This window comes from Devosia sp. Root635 (assembly GCF_001427605.1).
Classification (GTDB): Bacteria; Pseudomonadota; Alphaproteobacteria; order Rhizobiales; family Devosiaceae; genus Devosia.
Window position 1 is genome coordinate 36,029 of the sequence record NZ_LMGZ01000005.1, and the last position, 16,375, is coordinate 52,403.

The 16,375-nt window shown below is 64.4% G+C and carries 12 protein-coding genes; 5 read left to right on the plus strand and 7 right to left on the minus strand.

Annotated elements, in window-relative coordinates:
* Positions 1 to 68: 68 nt before the first annotated feature.
* Entirely contained in the window at positions 69 to 3,326 is a 3,258-nt protein-coding gene (locus ASD80_RS03885) for an OmpA family protein (protein WP_056229262.1), read from the minus strand.
* Positions 3,327 to 3,561: 235 nt separating this feature from the next.
* Positions 3,562 to 4,905, minus strand: coding sequence for a hypothetical protein (locus ASD80_RS03890; RefSeq protein ID WP_056229263.1), 1,344 nt, complete (start codon positions 4,903 to 4,905; stop codon positions 3,562 to 3,564).
* Between the two features lie 448 nt (positions 4,906 to 5,353).
* On the opposite strand from ASD80_RS03890, the gene ASD80_RS03895 reads away from it, so the two are divergent.
* The gene (locus tag ASD80_RS03895; RefSeq protein WP_056229264.1) at positions 5,354 to 6,097 is read left to right on the plus strand and encodes an SDR family oxidoreductase; all 744 of its coding nucleotides are present in this window, start codon (positions 5,354 to 5,356) and stop codon (positions 6,095 to 6,097) included.
* A gap of 20 nt (positions 6,098 to 6,117) precedes the next feature.
* Here the strand turns inward: ASD80_RS03895 and nagA are convergent, their stop codons facing one another.
* From nagA to ASD80_RS03910, 3 genes are read right to left on the minus strand one after another with little or no spacing between them, the layout of a single operon-like run.
* A complete protein-coding gene (gene nagA, locus ASD80_RS03900) occupies positions 6,118 to 7,278 on the minus strand; it encodes an N-acetylglucosamine-6-phosphate deacetylase (RefSeq protein ID WP_056229265.1) in 1,161 nt (386 codons plus the stop codon).
* Positions 7,275 to 8,285 (minus strand): SIS domain-containing protein, encoded by a 1,011-nt coding sequence (locus ASD80_RS03905; protein WP_056229439.1) that lies wholly within the window; start codon positions 8,283 to 8,285, stop codon positions 7,275 to 7,277. Before ASD80_RS03905 ends, nagA begins: the two co-directional genes overlap by 4 nt.
* Positions 8,286 to 8,305: 20 nt before the next feature.
* Complete coding sequence (locus tag ASD80_RS03910; RefSeq protein WP_056229268.1) at positions 8,306 to 9,094, minus strand: GntR family transcriptional regulator; 789 nt, start codon at positions 9,092 to 9,094, stop codon at positions 8,306 to 8,308.
* 264 nt (positions 9,095 to 9,358) lie between these two features.
* Between ASD80_RS03910 and ASD80_RS03915 the strand changes: the two genes are divergently transcribed.
* Positions 9,359 to 10,255 carry an N-acetylmuramic acid 6-phosphate etherase gene (locus tag ASD80_RS03915; protein WP_056229271.1) on the plus strand — a complete coding sequence of 299 codons (897 nt, stop codon included), beginning with the start codon at positions 9,359 to 9,361 and terminating at the stop codon, positions 10,253 to 10,255.
* Positions 10,256 to 10,393: 138 nt separating this feature from the next.
* Here the strand turns inward: ASD80_RS03915 and ASD80_RS03920 are convergent, their stop codons facing one another.
* Complete coding sequence (locus ASD80_RS03920) at positions 10,394 to 12,817, minus strand: glycoside hydrolase family 2 protein (RefSeq protein WP_056229274.1); 2,424 nt, start codon at positions 12,815 to 12,817, stop codon at positions 10,394 to 10,396.
* A 23-nt stretch (positions 12,818 to 12,840) separates the two neighbouring features.
* Positions 12,841 to 13,161: a hypothetical protein gene (locus ASD80_RS03925; protein ID WP_056229275.1), complete on the minus strand. Its 321-nt coding sequence runs from the start codon at positions 13,159 to 13,161 to the stop codon at positions 12,841 to 12,843.
* 152 nt (positions 13,162 to 13,313) lie between these two features.
* Between ASD80_RS03925 and ASD80_RS03930 the strand changes: the two genes are divergently transcribed.
* From ASD80_RS03930 to ASD80_RS03940, 3 genes are all read left to right on the plus strand, one after another.
* Positions 13,314 to 13,796, plus strand: coding sequence for an SRPBCC family protein (locus tag ASD80_RS03930; protein ID WP_056229277.1), 483 nt, complete (start codon positions 13,314 to 13,316; stop codon positions 13,794 to 13,796).
* A 555-nt stretch (positions 13,797 to 14,351) separates the two neighbouring features.
* Entirely contained in the window at positions 14,352 to 15,500 is a 1,149-nt protein-coding gene (locus ASD80_RS03935) for an extracellular solute-binding protein (protein ID WP_056229279.1), read from the plus strand.
* On the plus strand, positions 15,497 to 16,375 hold the full coding sequence (locus tag ASD80_RS03940) for an ABC transporter permease (protein WP_056229282.1): 879 nt from the start codon (positions 15,497 to 15,499) through the stop codon (positions 16,373 to 16,375). The genes ASD80_RS03935 and ASD80_RS03940 overlap by 4 nt, the downstream gene beginning before the upstream one ends.

The window sequence follows — 16,375 nt, forward strand, 5'->3', positions numbered from 1 at the left end:
CGCCAAATAGGGCCAGTAGACGCCCATCAGATAGAACAGCGAATTCCAGGTCATCGCCCCGCCGCGTCTCAATAATGCTCCGGCCGTACCGTCACCACGATGCGCCGGTTGAGCCGTTTCCCCTGGGCCGTATCATTGTCCGCGATGGGCGCGGCTTCGCCATAGCCGACCGCATAGAGCCGCGCCGGCGTGACGCCGCGCGACACCAGTGCATTGACCACGGCCTCGGCGCGCGCCACCGACAACGCCAGGTTGAGGGTTTCGTCGCCGTCGGCATCGGTGTGACCCTCGATATGCACGACCGCATCAGGGCAGGCTTTCAGATCCAGCACCAGCTCATCCAGCGCCGCATCGGACTCGGCGGCAATCAGCGCCGCGCCCGACTGGAACAGGATGGAATTGCGCGCCGAGAACTCGGCGATCGGCGCGGCACAGGCCGATATATCAACAAGAACCGGCGCGACCGGTGCCGGCGGCGGAGCCGGCTCGGGTGGCGGCGGCAGATCGATCGCCGTCGTCCAGTCCGCCTCGCCCGGATCGGCCGCGATCGCGGCGAGCACCGCGTCGCGGGCAGCGGCATCGGCCGCGACACCCCGCAGGGACCAGACGCCTCTGGAGAAATCGAGCTGGCCCTCGGTGAGGTATAGCAAGGCGCGCAACCCCGTTTCGGCGCTGGGAAGGAAGGTTTCCGGCGCCCCATCGGCAACCGAAAGCGCTGCCACATCGCCGCCGCTGACGGCAGCGAAATAGCGCAGGGCCGGATCGGACGGTACCTGACCGCTCAGGACCGCCGTGTCCGCCGCACGGCTTACCGAGAAGGCATAGTCCGGGTTCACCGCGACAGGCGCAGGCTCGGGCTCGAGAGCCGGTTCCGGCTCAACCACCGGCTCGGGCTCGGCCGGCGTCTCCGCCACCGGCGCGACGGCCGGTTCGGGCGGACCGGCGAGGGTCAAGATCCAGCCTGCGGCCGGCGTGTTCGCGGCGGCAATAGCGGCGTCGACCGCGGCGGCGGCATCGGCGCTGGCCAGCGTGCCGCTGACCGCCCAGGCGGTGCCGTCGAAGCTGGCGCTACCCTCGGAAAGTGCCGCCATTGCGCCCAGGGCGGCCAGCACGTCATTGGCAAATCCCGGCGGCGCTGTGGGGTCGATGGTCGTTTCGTCGCTGACATTGCCCCCTGCCCGCACCACCAGAAAGCGTTGCAGCGACTGGACCGGCACGAGGCCGCTGAATGTCACCGCGCCGTCGGCCGCCTTGGTCGCCGACCATATATAGGGCGTGGTCGCCACCGGTTCGGGCGGCGGCGCCGCGATGTCAACAGACCAGCCGCTGCTGTCGGTCGCGGCGGCCAGCGCCGTCAGCACGGCATCGCGCTGCGCTTCGGACGGCGCGCGGCCGCTCAGCGACCAGTTCGCGCCGTCGAAAGCAATCTCACCCTCATCGAGCGCCAGCACGGCGTCGAGCCCGGCCGTGGCTGCGGCCACGAAGCCATCCGGCGCGCCCAGGCCCAGTTCGGTGGCATCGACGACGGATTCCCCTGCGTGAACAGCGAGATAGCTCTTGAAGCTCTGGTTGGGCGCATGCCCCATCAGGCTGACCCCATCGGCAGTGCGCGTGGCCGACCAGGTATACGGTGCGATCTGCGGAATGACCGGCGGCGGCAGGGCGACCGCCATGGACCAACCGGCGGCAGCCAATTGCCGCGAGACGAAATCCGCCTCGATGGCGCCCTTGTCGATCGCCGAATTGGCCGTGCCGGCCACCGTCCAGCTCAGGCCATCATAGGTCACGCTGCCATCGCGCAGCCATTGCAACAATTCCAAGGCAGTTTCCGCCGAGGCGATGAAACCGTCTGGGTCGCCTGACGCATATGTCATTGTGTTCGTTGCTCTATTTCCGACCTTGGTGACCAATGACATCGCATCGGCGGCATCGGGAACGAGGCCCGCAAGGGCTACGGCGCCGGTCGCGTCCTTGGTCACGGACCAGGACCAGGCTGCGGCGCGCGGCGCCAGAATTTCGGCGCGCGCCAGCACCAGGCCCTGCGGGGCGCCTGCCGCCACCATGGCCAGCAGCGCATCATAATCGCCGCCGGAGCGGGCGGTGCCGGTAATGGTCAGCACGTTGTCGCGCAGGGCGATGCGGCCTTCACTCATCAGTTCGAGCGCATCGAGGCCGAAGTCGGCGCCCGACCGGTAGCGCTCGGGCGTGCCGCGCCCCAGCTTGAGATAGCTGGTATCGGCGCCGTCGCGCTGGCCAAAGGCCTCGCGCGTGGCTTCGTCGGGCACATAGCCGTCGAACACCACGACGCCGCCGGGCTGGCGCGTCGCGCTCATCCAGTAGTCGTCGATCCGCGGTGGTTCGAGCACCACGATGGTTCCGGACGGCTCGAGCGTGTCGACGATGCCCTGCGCGATATCGAGCGTCGCGGGCGCTCCGGCAAGCGTGCTCTGACCATCGGTAATGCTGGCCGTGCCATATTCGAGGCGCGCCAACTGCTCGATCAGATTCTGGGAAAGATCAGCAAAACCAGTGGGTTCACCCGATCCCAGCGTCAGGCCGGTCGCCACCTGCGCACCGGAAACATCGGCCGTGCGGTAGCGCTCGGCCAGGGAATCTTCGGGCACGAAGCCGGAAATATCGATGCGCTTGCCGTCGAAGCTGGCATTCCACTGATAGGGCGATACCAAAGCCGGGACGATGTTGACGTCGCCCAAGGTGACGCCGGCCGGAGCCCCTGCCCGCATGACGATCAGCAGGTCACGAAAAGCCCGCTCGGACTTGGCCCGGCCATCGAGGCTGACTGTCAGGTCGGAAAGCACGGCTTCGCCCTGGTCGAAATACTGCAGCTGATCGATGGCGAATTCCGCCCCGGACACCCAGATGCGGCGATCGGGCATGCCGGAACGCAGGTCCAGGCCGGCCTGCTCCAGCCCCGCCAGCCTCAGCAGGCGCTGCCGTGTCGTATCATCCGGCACGGCGCCCGCAAGGTCGAGAACGCCCTGGTCGACACTTGCTACCAGCGCATAGGGTCGCGCCATCGGCGCCAGCGTCACCTCTGATGTGACCGAACGGACGCCTGCAAGCGCGGAAAGTCGTGCGATTGCAGAGTTAAGCCGCGCCTGGTCGGTGGTGGTGCCCGTCAACTTCAGGTCGCGGGCGTCGAGCGACAGTTCGGCCCAATCGTAGCCGCCAGCGGCCATGGCAGCGGCGCTGCGTGTCGCCAGGTCATCGGCAATATCCGCCGCCGTCATCGCCAGGCACAAAGTCGTGCCGCCCAGGACAGTGGCGAGTCCCGGCACGACCCACTTGAGGAGGTCCCTGATCATTCCCGTTCCAGTGAAAGTCCGCAATTGCGCGCAAGGCTAGTGGATTCGGTGATTAGCGAATAGCCAATAGCGCACAACATACGGGGAATACGGGCGTTTTGCAGGGCAGGTGCAGGCCTCGGCGGGTCAAGCCCAAGTGATGATCGCGGGTGTGCGGCGAGAGAGCTTCTGCCTCCCAAAAGCAGAAAGGCCCGGCGTGAGCCGGGCCTTTCCGTAAGCCAGAGTAATCCGAGGATTACTGGAAGGCCTTGGCAGCCTTGAAGGTGACCTTGTAGGCGCCGTTCTGCTGAACGGTTGCGCCAACCGACGACGAGAAGCCGCCGCCCGGGGTCCAGGCCAGTTCGGCCTTGCCGTAGAAGTCCGACGAGAAGGCCGGAGCGGCCGGAGCCGGGGTCAGGCCATAGACGCCGATTTCACCGGTCAGCTTGACGGTTTCGGTCAGCGAAGCGATCAACTGGGCAGCGATCTGGTAGCCATCGGCAACGCCGGGGGTACCGTCGTTGAAGTAGCGACCGCCGAGATTGATTTCGATGCCATCAGCAACGGTGGCACCAACCGATGCGCCGAAGCCGTAGTCGGTGTCGAGAGCAGCGCCACCAGCGGCAACGCCACCGGAAGCTTCACCCGACAGGGCGACCTTGAACATGTCGAACTTGGCTTCGCCGGTAACCAGGGCGTTCCAGTAGGACGAGTTGCCGCCCGGAGCGTATGCACCGCCGGCACCCAGAGCAGCGCGGAGCTTGAACTGGTCGAACGTGCCGGTGAAGCCGGCGTGGATCGCATAGTTGTCATCGGTGGTCTGAACGCCATCGAGCAGGCCGCCAACGGCGCCGCTGATGTGAGCAGTGATGCCCGAACCCGAATAGTCGAGAACGCCGACCAGGGTACCGGCGGTGGAGCCGGTCAGGTCGAGGGCCTCGAGACCGATCTTGGCGATCAGGCCTTCGCCAACGTTGCTCCAGAGCTGGATGACATGGCCACCAGTCTTCGGGGCACCCTTGGAGACGCCAGCGTCAACAGCCGACGAGATGAACAGGCCGGTGAAGTTGAACGGCTCGTCGTCGCCGTCGTTGAAGATCGAACCCTTCTTACCAGCGGCGAGAACGGTGCTGTCACCAACCGACACCCAGGCTTCCTGGAAGCGGAGGCCATGCGCATCGCCGTCGACGCCAACGATGGCGTTTTCGACCTTGGTGTAATCGCGCTGACGCAGAACGATCGTGGTGCTGGCAGGACCGAAGTCGCTGCTGGCGGTGCCGACGAACTTCAGCCAGGTCTCGACCTTGGAAGCCCAATCGTTGTCGGAAGCAGGGGCCAAGGCGCTCGGGACGTCGATGTTACGGACGCCGAACTGGGTGGAAGCGATCGCCTGCTTGCCGTCGTAGTTGCCCCAGTTGAATTCATACGTCACCTTGCCCGAGATCTGCAGGCAGTTGGTGTCGGACGAAATGGTCAGGCCCGACAGGCCCAGCTCGTCGCAAACGTCGAGCGAGGTGAGGACGCCCAGATCGGCAGCGAAGCCAGCGGTCGAGAGACCGGCAGCGGCGACAGAACCGAGGATAAGGCTCTTGAGTTTCATTAGTTGACCTCCAAAGTCAGTCATTCTTTGTGCCGGTTGCCCGGCGGTTTGTCGTAACGCGACCACACTATTCGTGGTGCAGTGTGTTGCCGTCGCGCTGCGACCGACAAACGATCCCATGCATGGATTCGCAAGACCCACTCTACGCATGACGGAAAATGACGCAATCGCGCAAAAGCCGTTTTGCCGGCCACGCAACATGGTTGGGAACCGGATGTTGCAGATTCAGCACACAGCTGGAAACGACCTGTTAACCCGGTTAAACGAACCGTTAAAATTGCCTTGTTTCGAGGGGCTTATAGACCGCAGCGCCGCTTTTGTCGGCTCGGCACGCGTCCATCCGGTGCGATCGGGCCTGCCATGGACGTAGCGGCGATGCGGCGAGATAGTGCCGGAAATCCGGAATCAAGTGGGCGGACGAATCCACGCCGCCACAATTGGAGCGAACATGCAGAGGCAGAACAAGGTTGCGGTTATCACCGGAGGAAGCTCCGGCATCGGCCGGGCGGCGGCTCTCGGTTTCGCCGCCGCGGGATACGATGTGGCCATATGCGGGCGACGGGCTGAGGCGCTGCGCACGGTCGCGGCCGAGACCGGGGGACACTGGGGCGAATGCGACGTGACCGACCCAGCGGCGGTCGCGCATTTTTTCACCGGGGTCAGGGAGGCCTATGGCCGGATCGACGTGGTTTTCAACAATGCCGGACGCTCGGCGCCGGCCACTTCGTTCGGCGATATCGACATCGTCACCTGGCGGGAGATGGTCGACACCAATCTCAATGGCGCCTTCTACGTGGCGCGCGAAGCCTTCCGCGCCATGCGCGATCAGCATCCACAGGGTGGCCGCATCATCAACAATGGCTCGATTTCGGCCTCGGTGCCCAGGCCGGGCGCAGCGCCCTACACGGCGACCAAGCACGCGATCAGCGGGCTGACCCGCTCGATCTCGCTGGACGGGCGGGCTTTCAGCATTGCCTGTGGGCAGATCGATATCGGCAATACGGCTACCGACATGACCAGCCGCATGAGCAGCGGCGCGCTGCAGGCCAATGGCACGATGATGCCGGAGCCGACCTTCGACGTGAAGCATGTGGTCGATGCCCTGCTCTATATGGCCGGGCTGCCGCTATCGGCCAATGTGCAGTTCATGACGGTAATGGCGACAACCATGCCCTATATCGGGCGGGGGTGAGGGCGCGGCGCCGCCGTAGTTCATGCGCTCCACACCTCATTGCCCCCGATCCACGTCGCCCGCACTGCCCGTTCATCCGACAGATGCACGAAGCTCGCCACGGCGCCGGGTCGCAGATGGCCGAACTCGCCCGCTATGCCCATGGCCTCCGCCGGATAGAGCGAGGCCATGCGCACCGCTTCCTCGAAGGGCAGGCCGATCCGGCTGTGCATGAATTCCACCGCGTCGATCATGTCGAGATCGGCGCCGGCCAGTGTCCCGTCGGCAAGGCGCAGGGCGCCGTCGGCGCGGGTAATGGTGCGGCCGTTGAGGGTGAGCGTTCTGATATCGGTGCCGGTCTGCGACATGGCATCGGTGACGAGAAAGATGCGGCCCGCGCCGGATTTGGCGCGCAGGGCGATCCGGATAGCAGCGGGATGGACGTGGATGCCATCGGCGATGAGCCCGGCATGGACGCCATCGGCGGTGAGCACGGCGCCGACCACGCCGGGCTCACGGTTGCCGAGCTGGCTCATGGCATTAAACAGATGCGTCGCCATGCTGGCGCCGGCAGCGATGGCGGCGCCGGCCGTGACCGCATCGGCGTCGGAATGGCCGAGGCTGACTATGATGCCAGCTGTGGCGAGGGCTGCGACCTGATCGGGAGTGACGGTTTCGGCCGCGACGGTGCAGAGCAGATTGGGCAGGTCGGCCCGCGCCGCGATGAGGCGAGCCAGGTCGTCCCCATCCATCGGACGGATCAGCGCAGGATCATGTGTGCCCTTGCGGGCCAACGACAGATGCGGCCCCTCGAGGTGGAGGCCGATAAAGCCGGGCACGCTTTGCCTGGCTGCAGCCTTGCCGGCGGCGATGGCCGCGACATTGACGGCTACCGTATCGGTAATCAGCGTCGGCAATAGCGCCGTGGTGCCGAATTGCGCATGGGCCGCGCAGATAGTGCGGATGGCATCCACACTCGGATCGTTGTTGAACAGCACGCCCCCGCCGCCATTGACCTGCAGGTCGATGAAACCGGGCACCAGCAGGCCGCCATCGAGGTTCACCCGCTCGGCATTGGCCGGAACCGCGCTCACCGCGACAATCCCCGAGACATGGCCGAACTCCACCAGCAGCGCGGCATCGTCATGCCAGCGATGGCCGTCGAAAATGCGGGCGCCCGCGATGGCGCTGAGGTCGCTCATACCGTTTCCGTGACCTTCTTGAGTGCGGGCGGCACGTCGGGGTTGAGCCCGCGATGGCGCGATAGCGCTTCGACGAAGCCATAGAAGGAGACGATGAGCGCCAGCGGATCGGTGATCGGGTGGCCGGTGGCCGCAAAGGGCAAGGCTTTGGCCGCGCCCGGCCGGTCGCTGGTGAGGAAGGCCAATGCCCCCTGCCCGGCCAGTTTGTGCGCCATGTCGGCCACCGAGCCCTCGGCCGCATCGCGCGCCGCCAGGCCCAGCACGGGATAGCCCTCAGTCACGATGGCGACCGGGCCGTGCATCACTTCGGCGGCGCTATAGGATTCGGCCTGGATATTGCAGGTTTCCTTGAATTTCAGCGCGGCCTCGTTGGCGATTGCGAAGCCGGGCCCGCGGCCAAGCACATAAAGCGCATTGTGGCCGTCAAGCGCGCCGATCATCTCGGACCAGTCGCAGGCGACAGCCTTGGCGAGGGATTCGGGCAACGCATTCACCGCGGCATTGAGCGCATCATCGCCGCTCCAGCGGGCGATCAGCGACAGGCCGGCCACCACCGAGGTCACGAAGGTCTTGGTGGCGGCGACGGACTTTTCCGGCCCGGCATGGAGATCGATGGTGAAGTCGGACGCCTCGGCCAAAGGCGAGCCTGCCGTGTTGGTGATGGCGATGGTGGCAGCGCCGGAACGCCGGGCCGACTGGGTCATGCCGACAATATCGGGCGACTTGCCCGACTGTGAAATAGCGATGGTTGCGGCGCGATCGAGCTTCAGATCCTTGCCATAGATGGAAGCGACCGAGGGGCCGATGGAGGCCACCGGCAGGCCCAGCGTCAGCTCGATGGCATATTTGAGATAGGAACAGGCGTGATCGGACGAACCGCGGGCGACCGTAGCGACCAGCACAGGATTACGCTCGCGCAGGGCAGCCGCCGCTGCATCGAGCACCGACCCGCTTTGTTCGAGAAAACCGGCGACGACGCCGGGAATGGCCTCGACTTCATTTCGCATATGGGTCTGGTTCGTCAAAGTCACGTCTTGCTGCCTCCTTGTGCTGGAGAATCGCCGATCCGCAATTCGGCGACGAAGTCATAGGTATCGCCCCGATAGATGGAGCGGGTGAATTCGATGACCCGCCCGGAGGCGAGATAGGAGGTACGCTCGATATTGAGCCCCGCCGAGCCGGCCGGCACCTGCAGGAGATGGGCATCCTCGTCGTCCAGGTTGGCGGCGCGGATGCGCTGGATAGCGCGGATGGGCCGATTTCCGGACTTGTCGAGATGCTTGTAGAGGCTGTCGCCGATGCCGGCCGGATCGGGCAGCACGCGCGAGGACAGACTCGCCCGCTCGATAGCAAGCGGCGTATCGCCGGTGAGGCGCAGGCGCGAAATGCGCGCCACCTGCTCGCCCGAGGAGAGGCCAAGGATGATGGTTTCTTCCGGCGAGGGCAGGTAAAGCCCGCGATCGAGCCATTCGGCCCGCACCGCCATGCCGCGCCGCGCCATGTCCTCGGTAAACGAGGTCAGTTGCGACAGTGACTGCTCCACGCGCTGGGTCTGCGGCGCGACGAAGGTGCCCGAGCCGTGGCGCTGCACCAGCACGCCGTCCTTGACCAGTTGCAGCACGGCCTTGCGCACGGTCACGCGCGACACGTCGACCTTGGTGGCGAGATCACGTTCCGAGGGCAGTGCGTCGCCGGGGTTGATGGCTCCGCTATGGATGGCATCCTCGATCCAGCGTTTGAGCTGGAGATAGAGCGGGCCGCCCGATTGCAGCACGACAGGGCCGTCGGCAAAGAAACTGTTCGACACGTCGGTCACTCTTCCCCCCTCGCCTTGTGGCGCCCGTCATCGCGTTGCATATCACTAAAAATCCGTCGTTTGACCAGCCGCACGTCCTCCCAACGGGATAATACCAATAAAATACCATTTACCAAGCCCCAAATCACGTTTCTGCACAATCGGGGCATGACTCTGGCGCAATTGGGGTCTTGACGGGCCTGCATATCCTCTGGGCGCCCATTTTATGGGCTCGACTGGACAAGTGGTATTTTTTTGGCATTATTGTTGCGACTGGAGACCGGCATGACTACAGCGCAAACCGAGATGAGCCATGCGAGTGCAAGAGGCTTCGATACCAAGCCTCCGCGGGAGGCGCTGGCGATTCTGGCCGAAGCGCAGGCCGAAGCGGCACGCGCGGTGCAAGACGCAGTGCCGGCCATTGCCAAAGCCGCACGGCTGGCGGCCGACAGCCTCACCGGCGGCGGCCGGCTGATCTATGCGGCGGCCGGCAGTTCCGGCCTCATGGCGCTGGCCGACGCGCTGGAATTGCCGGGCACCTATGGTATTGGCCGTGACCGTATCAAGGTTCTGCTGGCCGGCGGCATTGCCGCGCTGACCGACATGGAAGGCGCGCCCGAAGACGATGCCGAAGCGGCCCGCGCCGATATCGCCGCGGCCAAGGTGGGTCCGAGCGATTGTGTGATCGCCCTTACCGCCAGCGGCTATACACCCTACCCCATGGCCATCATCGAAGCGGCCCGAGCCGCTGGCGCCGGCACGATCGGCATCAGCAACAATAGCGGCGCACCGCTGTTCGATCGCGTCGATGTGGCCGTCTGCCTGCCGACGCCGCCCGAGGTCATCGCCGGCTCGACCCGCATGGGCGCCGGCACCGCGCAGAAGATTGCGCTCAATATGCTCTCGACGATGATGGCCGTGCATCTCGGCCACGTACATGACGGCTTCATGGTCAACCTCATCGCCGACAATATGAAACTGCGCGGCCGGGCGCGCCGCATCGTCATGGCGGTGAGCCAGGTGTCGGAGGACGAGGCCGCGGCGGCGCTAGAACAGGCCGACGGCGCGGTGAAGACGGCGATATTGCTGGCGGCGGGCGCTGATGGCGTCGCTGGCGCCGAGCGGCTGCTGGCCGCGAATGGCAACCGGCTGCGTCCGGCGCTCAAGGCGCTGGGGCGGTGACATCGCGCCACGCCCTCGTGGTTCGAGGCTCGCGAAGAGCTCGCACCTCACCATGAGGGGCTACTGGGAACTCGGTGTATCAACAGCCCTCATGGTGAGGTGCGCTTCTTCAGCGCCTCGAACCACGAGGGCGCGGCACTACCCAAGCTGATTGGCACACCGAAACACAGGGCTCGCCCCCAACGCGGCCGCATCCGGCTCCACCGCACAGGTGACGCGGAACACCCGGTTCTCGCCCGGCAGCAATGTCACCAGCATGTCGTCGACAGCAGCATCGGGATGGATGCGGTCGACGAAAAGGCACAGGTCCTTGAGGAGGCTGCGTGCCGTCACCGTTACCAGCCAGTCGGCACCATCGCCGGCCACCGCAATGTCGGCCCTCGCTTCGGGTAGGTCGAGCTCCACATCTTCGCTGAAATAGTAGTGCGCCACGCTGTCATGCATTGTGGCCACCAGCATTTCGTCACGCGGATTATCGGGTTTTGCTACATCGGCAGGAACGACCAGCGAAGCGATATCCAGCCGGTCGGAACAGAGCCGCCAATGCGTCCATTCGGCCAGCACCGTGCCGTCGAAGCGCACCCGCTTGACCGTCACCGGGCCGCGCCAGAACAGCGTGCGCTCATTGACCGCGAAGACCTGCAGGTCGGTACCGCGCTTCTGGATGGTCAGCAGATGCGGGTGATAGGCCGCGCGTAGCGCATACCACAGCGGCTTGGTCCGGCCATAGCCGTCGACGGCCGCCCATGAGGTCACCGGCCAGCAATCGTTCAATTGCCAGACGATGGCGCCCATATTGGTGCCACGATGGCTGCGCCAATGCTCCACCCCAAAGCGGATGGCGCGCGCCTGGTTGAGCTGGGTGGCATAGAGCCAGTCGTCCATATTGGCTGGCGCCGGCAGATGTCCGGCCAACCCGCGCAGCAACTTGTCGTTGCCTGTCGTGGCCTTCTGGTGATGCCAGACGCCGGGCGAGGTCGGCGTCATCGGCTGGTCATGCACCGATTGGCTCAGGGTCGCCCAGGTCGGCGGCGCCTGCCAGCCGAATTCGGAGCAGAAGCGCGGCACGCTGTCGGCATAATGCTCATAGCCAACCTCGTTCCACACATCCCAGACATGGGAACAGCCATGCGCCGGATCGTTGGGATGGATGTCCATCGAGCCGGAATAGGGACTGCCCGCCCAGTAGGGCCTGACCGGATCGAGTTCGGCCACCAGCCGCGGCAGCAGGTCGAGATAATAGCCCTTGCCCCAGCTGCGGCCTTCCAGCACGCCCTGCCAGCCCCAGTCGAACCAGCCCCAGATATTCTCGTTATTGCCGTTCCACAGCACCAGCGAGGGGTGAGGCATCAGGCGGACAATGTTGTCGCGCGCCTCGGCCTCGATCTCGGCCGGCAGGTCGCCTTCTTCGGGATAGGCGGCGCAAGCGAACAAAAAATCCTGCCAGACCAGCATGCCGGCTTCGTCGCAGGCCTCGTAGAAGGCGTCGGTTTCGTAGATGCCGCCGCCCCAGACGCGCAGCATGTTGATATTGGCGCCCTTGGCCTGGGCGATGCGGGCGGCATAACGCTCGGGCGTGACGCGCGGCAGAAAGCAATCATCGGGAATCCAGTTGGCGCCGCAGATATAGACCGGGACGTCGTTGATGATGAAGGTGAAGGCGGTGCCTTTATCGTCTTTCGATGTATCAAGGCGCAACGAGCGGAAGCCGATTTTCCTGCGCCAGGAATCGGTTACGGCGCCGGCTTCATCCACTAGGTCCACAATCAGATCATAGAGCGGCTGGCTGCCCAGTCCGTGCGGCCACCAGATGGCGGGATTGGGCACGACAAGGTCCAGCACGTCGCCGACAGGCAGTTCCACGGTTATGCCGGCCACGCTGGCCCGCAACTTCAACCCTTGTCCGTCGCCATCCACCGCCAAATGCGCCCGCACGCGGCCATCAGCGCCTTCAAGCGCCACTTCGGGGCGCACGCTGGCAATGCGGGCCTTCGTCCAGCTTTCCAGCCGTATCGGCTTCCAGATGCCCGACGTGACCAGCGTCGGGCCCCAGTCCCAGCCGAAATTGCAGGCCATCTTGCGCATCAGGTTGGCCGGGCCGGGATAGTTGTTGGGCCGCGGCTCATATTGCGCCGCCAGCGCCTCACCGCGCGTCCAGGCCGATTCGAAGAGGACGGTCAGCGTATTGGCGCCCTCGCGCAGCAGACCACGAACATCAAACCGGTATTCCCGGTTCATATTGGCGGTTTCGCCGATGATGGCACCGTTGAGGACGATCTGCGCGAAAGTGTCGAGGCCGGGGCAGACCAATTCGACCTGGGCTGCGCCCTCGTCCCGCCAGTCGAACACCACTTCATAGCGCCAGTCGCAACGGCCCACCCAGTCGACCGCGATCTCGTTGAGATCAAGATAGGGATCGGGGATCAGCCGGGCTGCCAGCAAGTCGGTATGGACCGTGCCGGGTACCGTGGCCGGGATGGCCTCCGGCAGGATCGGTGCACCAACCCGGCGGGCGCAATTGAGGGTCCAGCCCCGTTCGATGGGCTGTTGAAAAAGAGGCATTGCGAGCTTTCGATATCGGTCGGTCAGTGAATGTCGTCTTCGCCGGTGGTGCCGCCTTCGCCTTCCCAGGTCTGGAGGCGTTTGACGGTCTGGCGCGGGAATTTGAGCCGCACGCCAACGCCCGTCCCACCCTGTTCGGGCAGGAACAGCACGCCGGCCTCCTCCAGCGCCGACCGGATCGCCCGCTGACAATTGGCATCGGGACGCAGCGTTTCGGCCTCGAAGCGCTCGATTTCGCTGGCCGGCACGTTGGTCGCCTCGGCCAGCCCGGTGATCGACCAGCCGACCAGAGCCCTGCCGGCGCGGCTTTGCGGCGCGGTGATCGGGGGCAATGGGTCGGTCATGGCACATCTCCTTGGCTGGCTACAGCAAACATCCTCCGGGGCTGCCTGCCAAGCCGGGACATCGCCGCAGGATAAAAAAGACGCGCCGCATGTCGAAAGCCGGCCCGCTCGCTCGTCGCCTCAGCGAAACTGCCAGTCAAGGAGAACTGCAAATGACCAACACCCTTCCCACCCAGGATACCGATCGCGACCTCGTGCTGACCCGCGTGCTCAATGCCCCGCGCGACAAGGTCTTCCAATGCTGGACCCAGCCAGATCTCATCAAGCAGTGGTTCGCGCCGAGGCCCTGGACCACGCCCAAGGTCGAAATGGACCTGCGTCCCGGCGGCGGCAACGTCATGACCATGGCCGACGAGAACGGCACTGAATATCCCAATGCAGGCCAGTATCTGGAAATCGTGCCCAACGAGAAGCTGGTCTTCACCGATGCCTTTACCGGCGATTGGGCGCCCTCGGCCAAGCCCTTCTTCACTGCCATCCTGACCTTCGAAGATGCCGGCGAGGGCAAGACGCGCTACACCGCCATCGCCCGCCACTGGACCCCCGAAGATGCAGCGACCCACAAGCAGATGGGCTTCCACGAAGGCTGGGGCATGTGTGCCGCCCAGCTCGAAGAACTCGCTGCCAGCATCTAGGGCCACAGTGTCGGCCCGGCGCCGACGCTTCCCTTCGCCTCCGCACCCCGGAACTTGTTCCGAGGTGCTGTCGTCATAATAGAACAAAAATTGCAAACATGGAACGCGACGCAGACTTCGTTCGAAACGCATCGCTCGCCGACCCGGACTGCGCGAACCGGTCAATTCCACATCCGGAACCAGCGATTGCCGCATCGACGCCAGAACGGCGCATTGCGCGCGACTAGCGCCCTGACGACGGGCCGCAACAGGTCACTTCGGCGCTACGAATTCTCAATTATTGCTATTTATTTCAATTAGATAATTCGCTTTTTGCACAGAGACTCGCCCCATCCAGGCATGCTGGAAGGGCCACTGTTACACATCTGTCGCAGAGCTGTGATTTCTACGTCTGGATCGTCGCGTCACCGATCAGCGGGTTTCCGCTTGCATAATTTTCCAGCCGGTAGTTAGCTTTCGGCCGGGAGAGGTCGACGCAAGATCGATGAAACCTACGGGCGGAACTGACCGCCGTGTGGAACATCCGTTCCAATGAACGGACTTTGGGAGATTACAATGAAACGGCGTGATTTCATGCTCGCTGCCGGCACGGCTGCCGGCGCCCTAATGCTGCCCCGCATGTCCTTTGGCGCGGAAGGCGTCATCGACGTCTATTTCACCTCGGACCAGAACGTCATCGACTTCTGGACCAATGTGGTGAAACCGAAATTCGAAGCCGCCAATGCCGGCATCACCCTCAACCTGGTTGACGGCGGCGATGGTCCGGGCGTTGCCGCCATCGGCGACCGCGCCATGGCGGCCCTCGCCAGCGGCAGCGACCCGCAGGCCGACCTGTTCGAAGGTTTTGACACGCGCGTCACCGTCGACGGTATCGCCAAGGGCCTCTATGTCGACTTCGAGACGGCCGGCCTCTCCAACTATTCCAAGGTCAATCCGCTGGCCTTCGACATTCCGACCAACCTGCCCTATCGCGGCTCGCAGGTGCTGCTGGCCTATGACACCACCAAGCTTGCCCCGGCAGATGTGCCGAAGACCTGGGCGGACCTGGTGGCCTGGATCAAGGCAAATCCGGGCCAGTTCATCTATAACCGCCCCAACAAGGGTGGTTCAGGCGGCAATTTCGTGCGCCGCGCCATCTATGAGGCGAATGGCCAGGACCCGGCCAAGTTCACCGTCGACAACTATACTGCCGAAGCCGGCGAGACCATGTTGAACCCGGCCTGGGACATCCTGATGGACCTGGCGCCCTCGCTGTTCGACGGCGGCGCCTATACGTCAGGCAATACCCAGTCGCTGCAGTTGCTCGGCCAATCCGCCGTCACCATGATTCCGGCATGGTCCGACCAGGCGCTGTCTGCGATTGACCAGGGCGTGCTGCCGGAAACCACCGGCCTCGTGCAGCTTCAGGACCTTGGCCTGCCGGGCGGTTTCACCAAGCTGGCCGTACTCAGCAACGGCACCAACAAGGATGCCGCGCTCAAGCTGGCAGATTTCCTCCTCACCGAGGAAATCCAATCCGCCGTGCTCACCGAACTGGGTGGTTTCCCGGGCGTGTCGTGGGATTACATCTCGGCCGACCTGCGCGAGAAATTCGCCGACCTCATCCCGCAGACCATTCCGAACTTCCCGGGCGGTGACTGGGAAAAGGCCATCAACGAGGGCTGGTATCGCGCCGTTGCTCCAAACGTGGACCCGGCTTCGTGACCATAGCAGACGCGGGCCAGCCAGTGCTCGCTGCACCAGAACGCAGGAGGCCGATTGGCCTCCTGCTCGTTGCCGTTCCGGTATTGCTGGTGATCTGGCTCATCATCTGGCCGATCATCTCGGCCATCATCCAGACGCTGTGGATGAGGTTGCCCGAAGGCGGCGAGACCTTCTCGCTCGAGACCTACCGTTTCTTCTTTTCGGACGGCTACAGCCTTTCCAACCTGTCGATCACGCTGTGGACGACGGGCGTCTGCGCCATCCTGCTGCTGGTGGTCTGCCTGCCGATCGCGCTCTACCTGCGTTTTTCGGACAGCAAGGTCGCCGCCTATGTGCAGGGCCTGGCCATTTTCCCGATGTTCGTGCCCTCGATTATCCTCAGCTTCGCTTTCATCCGCGTATTGGGGCCGAACGGCACCGTCGACCTGCTGCTCAACGCGATGAGCCTGCCCAAGATTCGATCGCCCTATCTGACCCCGTGGGGGCCGGTGATCGGGCTGGTCTGGGACAATATCCCGCTCACCGTGCTGATCCTGCTGTCGGGACTGGGCAATGTCTCCAACCAGGCCATAGAAGCCGCGCGCGATGTCGGCGCGGGCCGCTTCGCCCTGCTCTGGCACATCATCCTGCCGCGCATTTCCAATTCCATCCTCGTGGCAATTTCATTCGCTGTGCTCGGCATTTTTTCGGCCTTCACCCTGCCCTATGTGCTGGGGCCGGCGGCGCCGGAAATGATGGGGCCGTTCATGCAGCGCACCTTCCGCGAACTCTACGAACCACGGACGGCCATTACCCAGGCGGTCATCACCTTCGGGTTCTGCATCGTGTTCGGGCTTTTCTATGTGCGCTCGGTCGCCAAGAACAGGACACCCTGA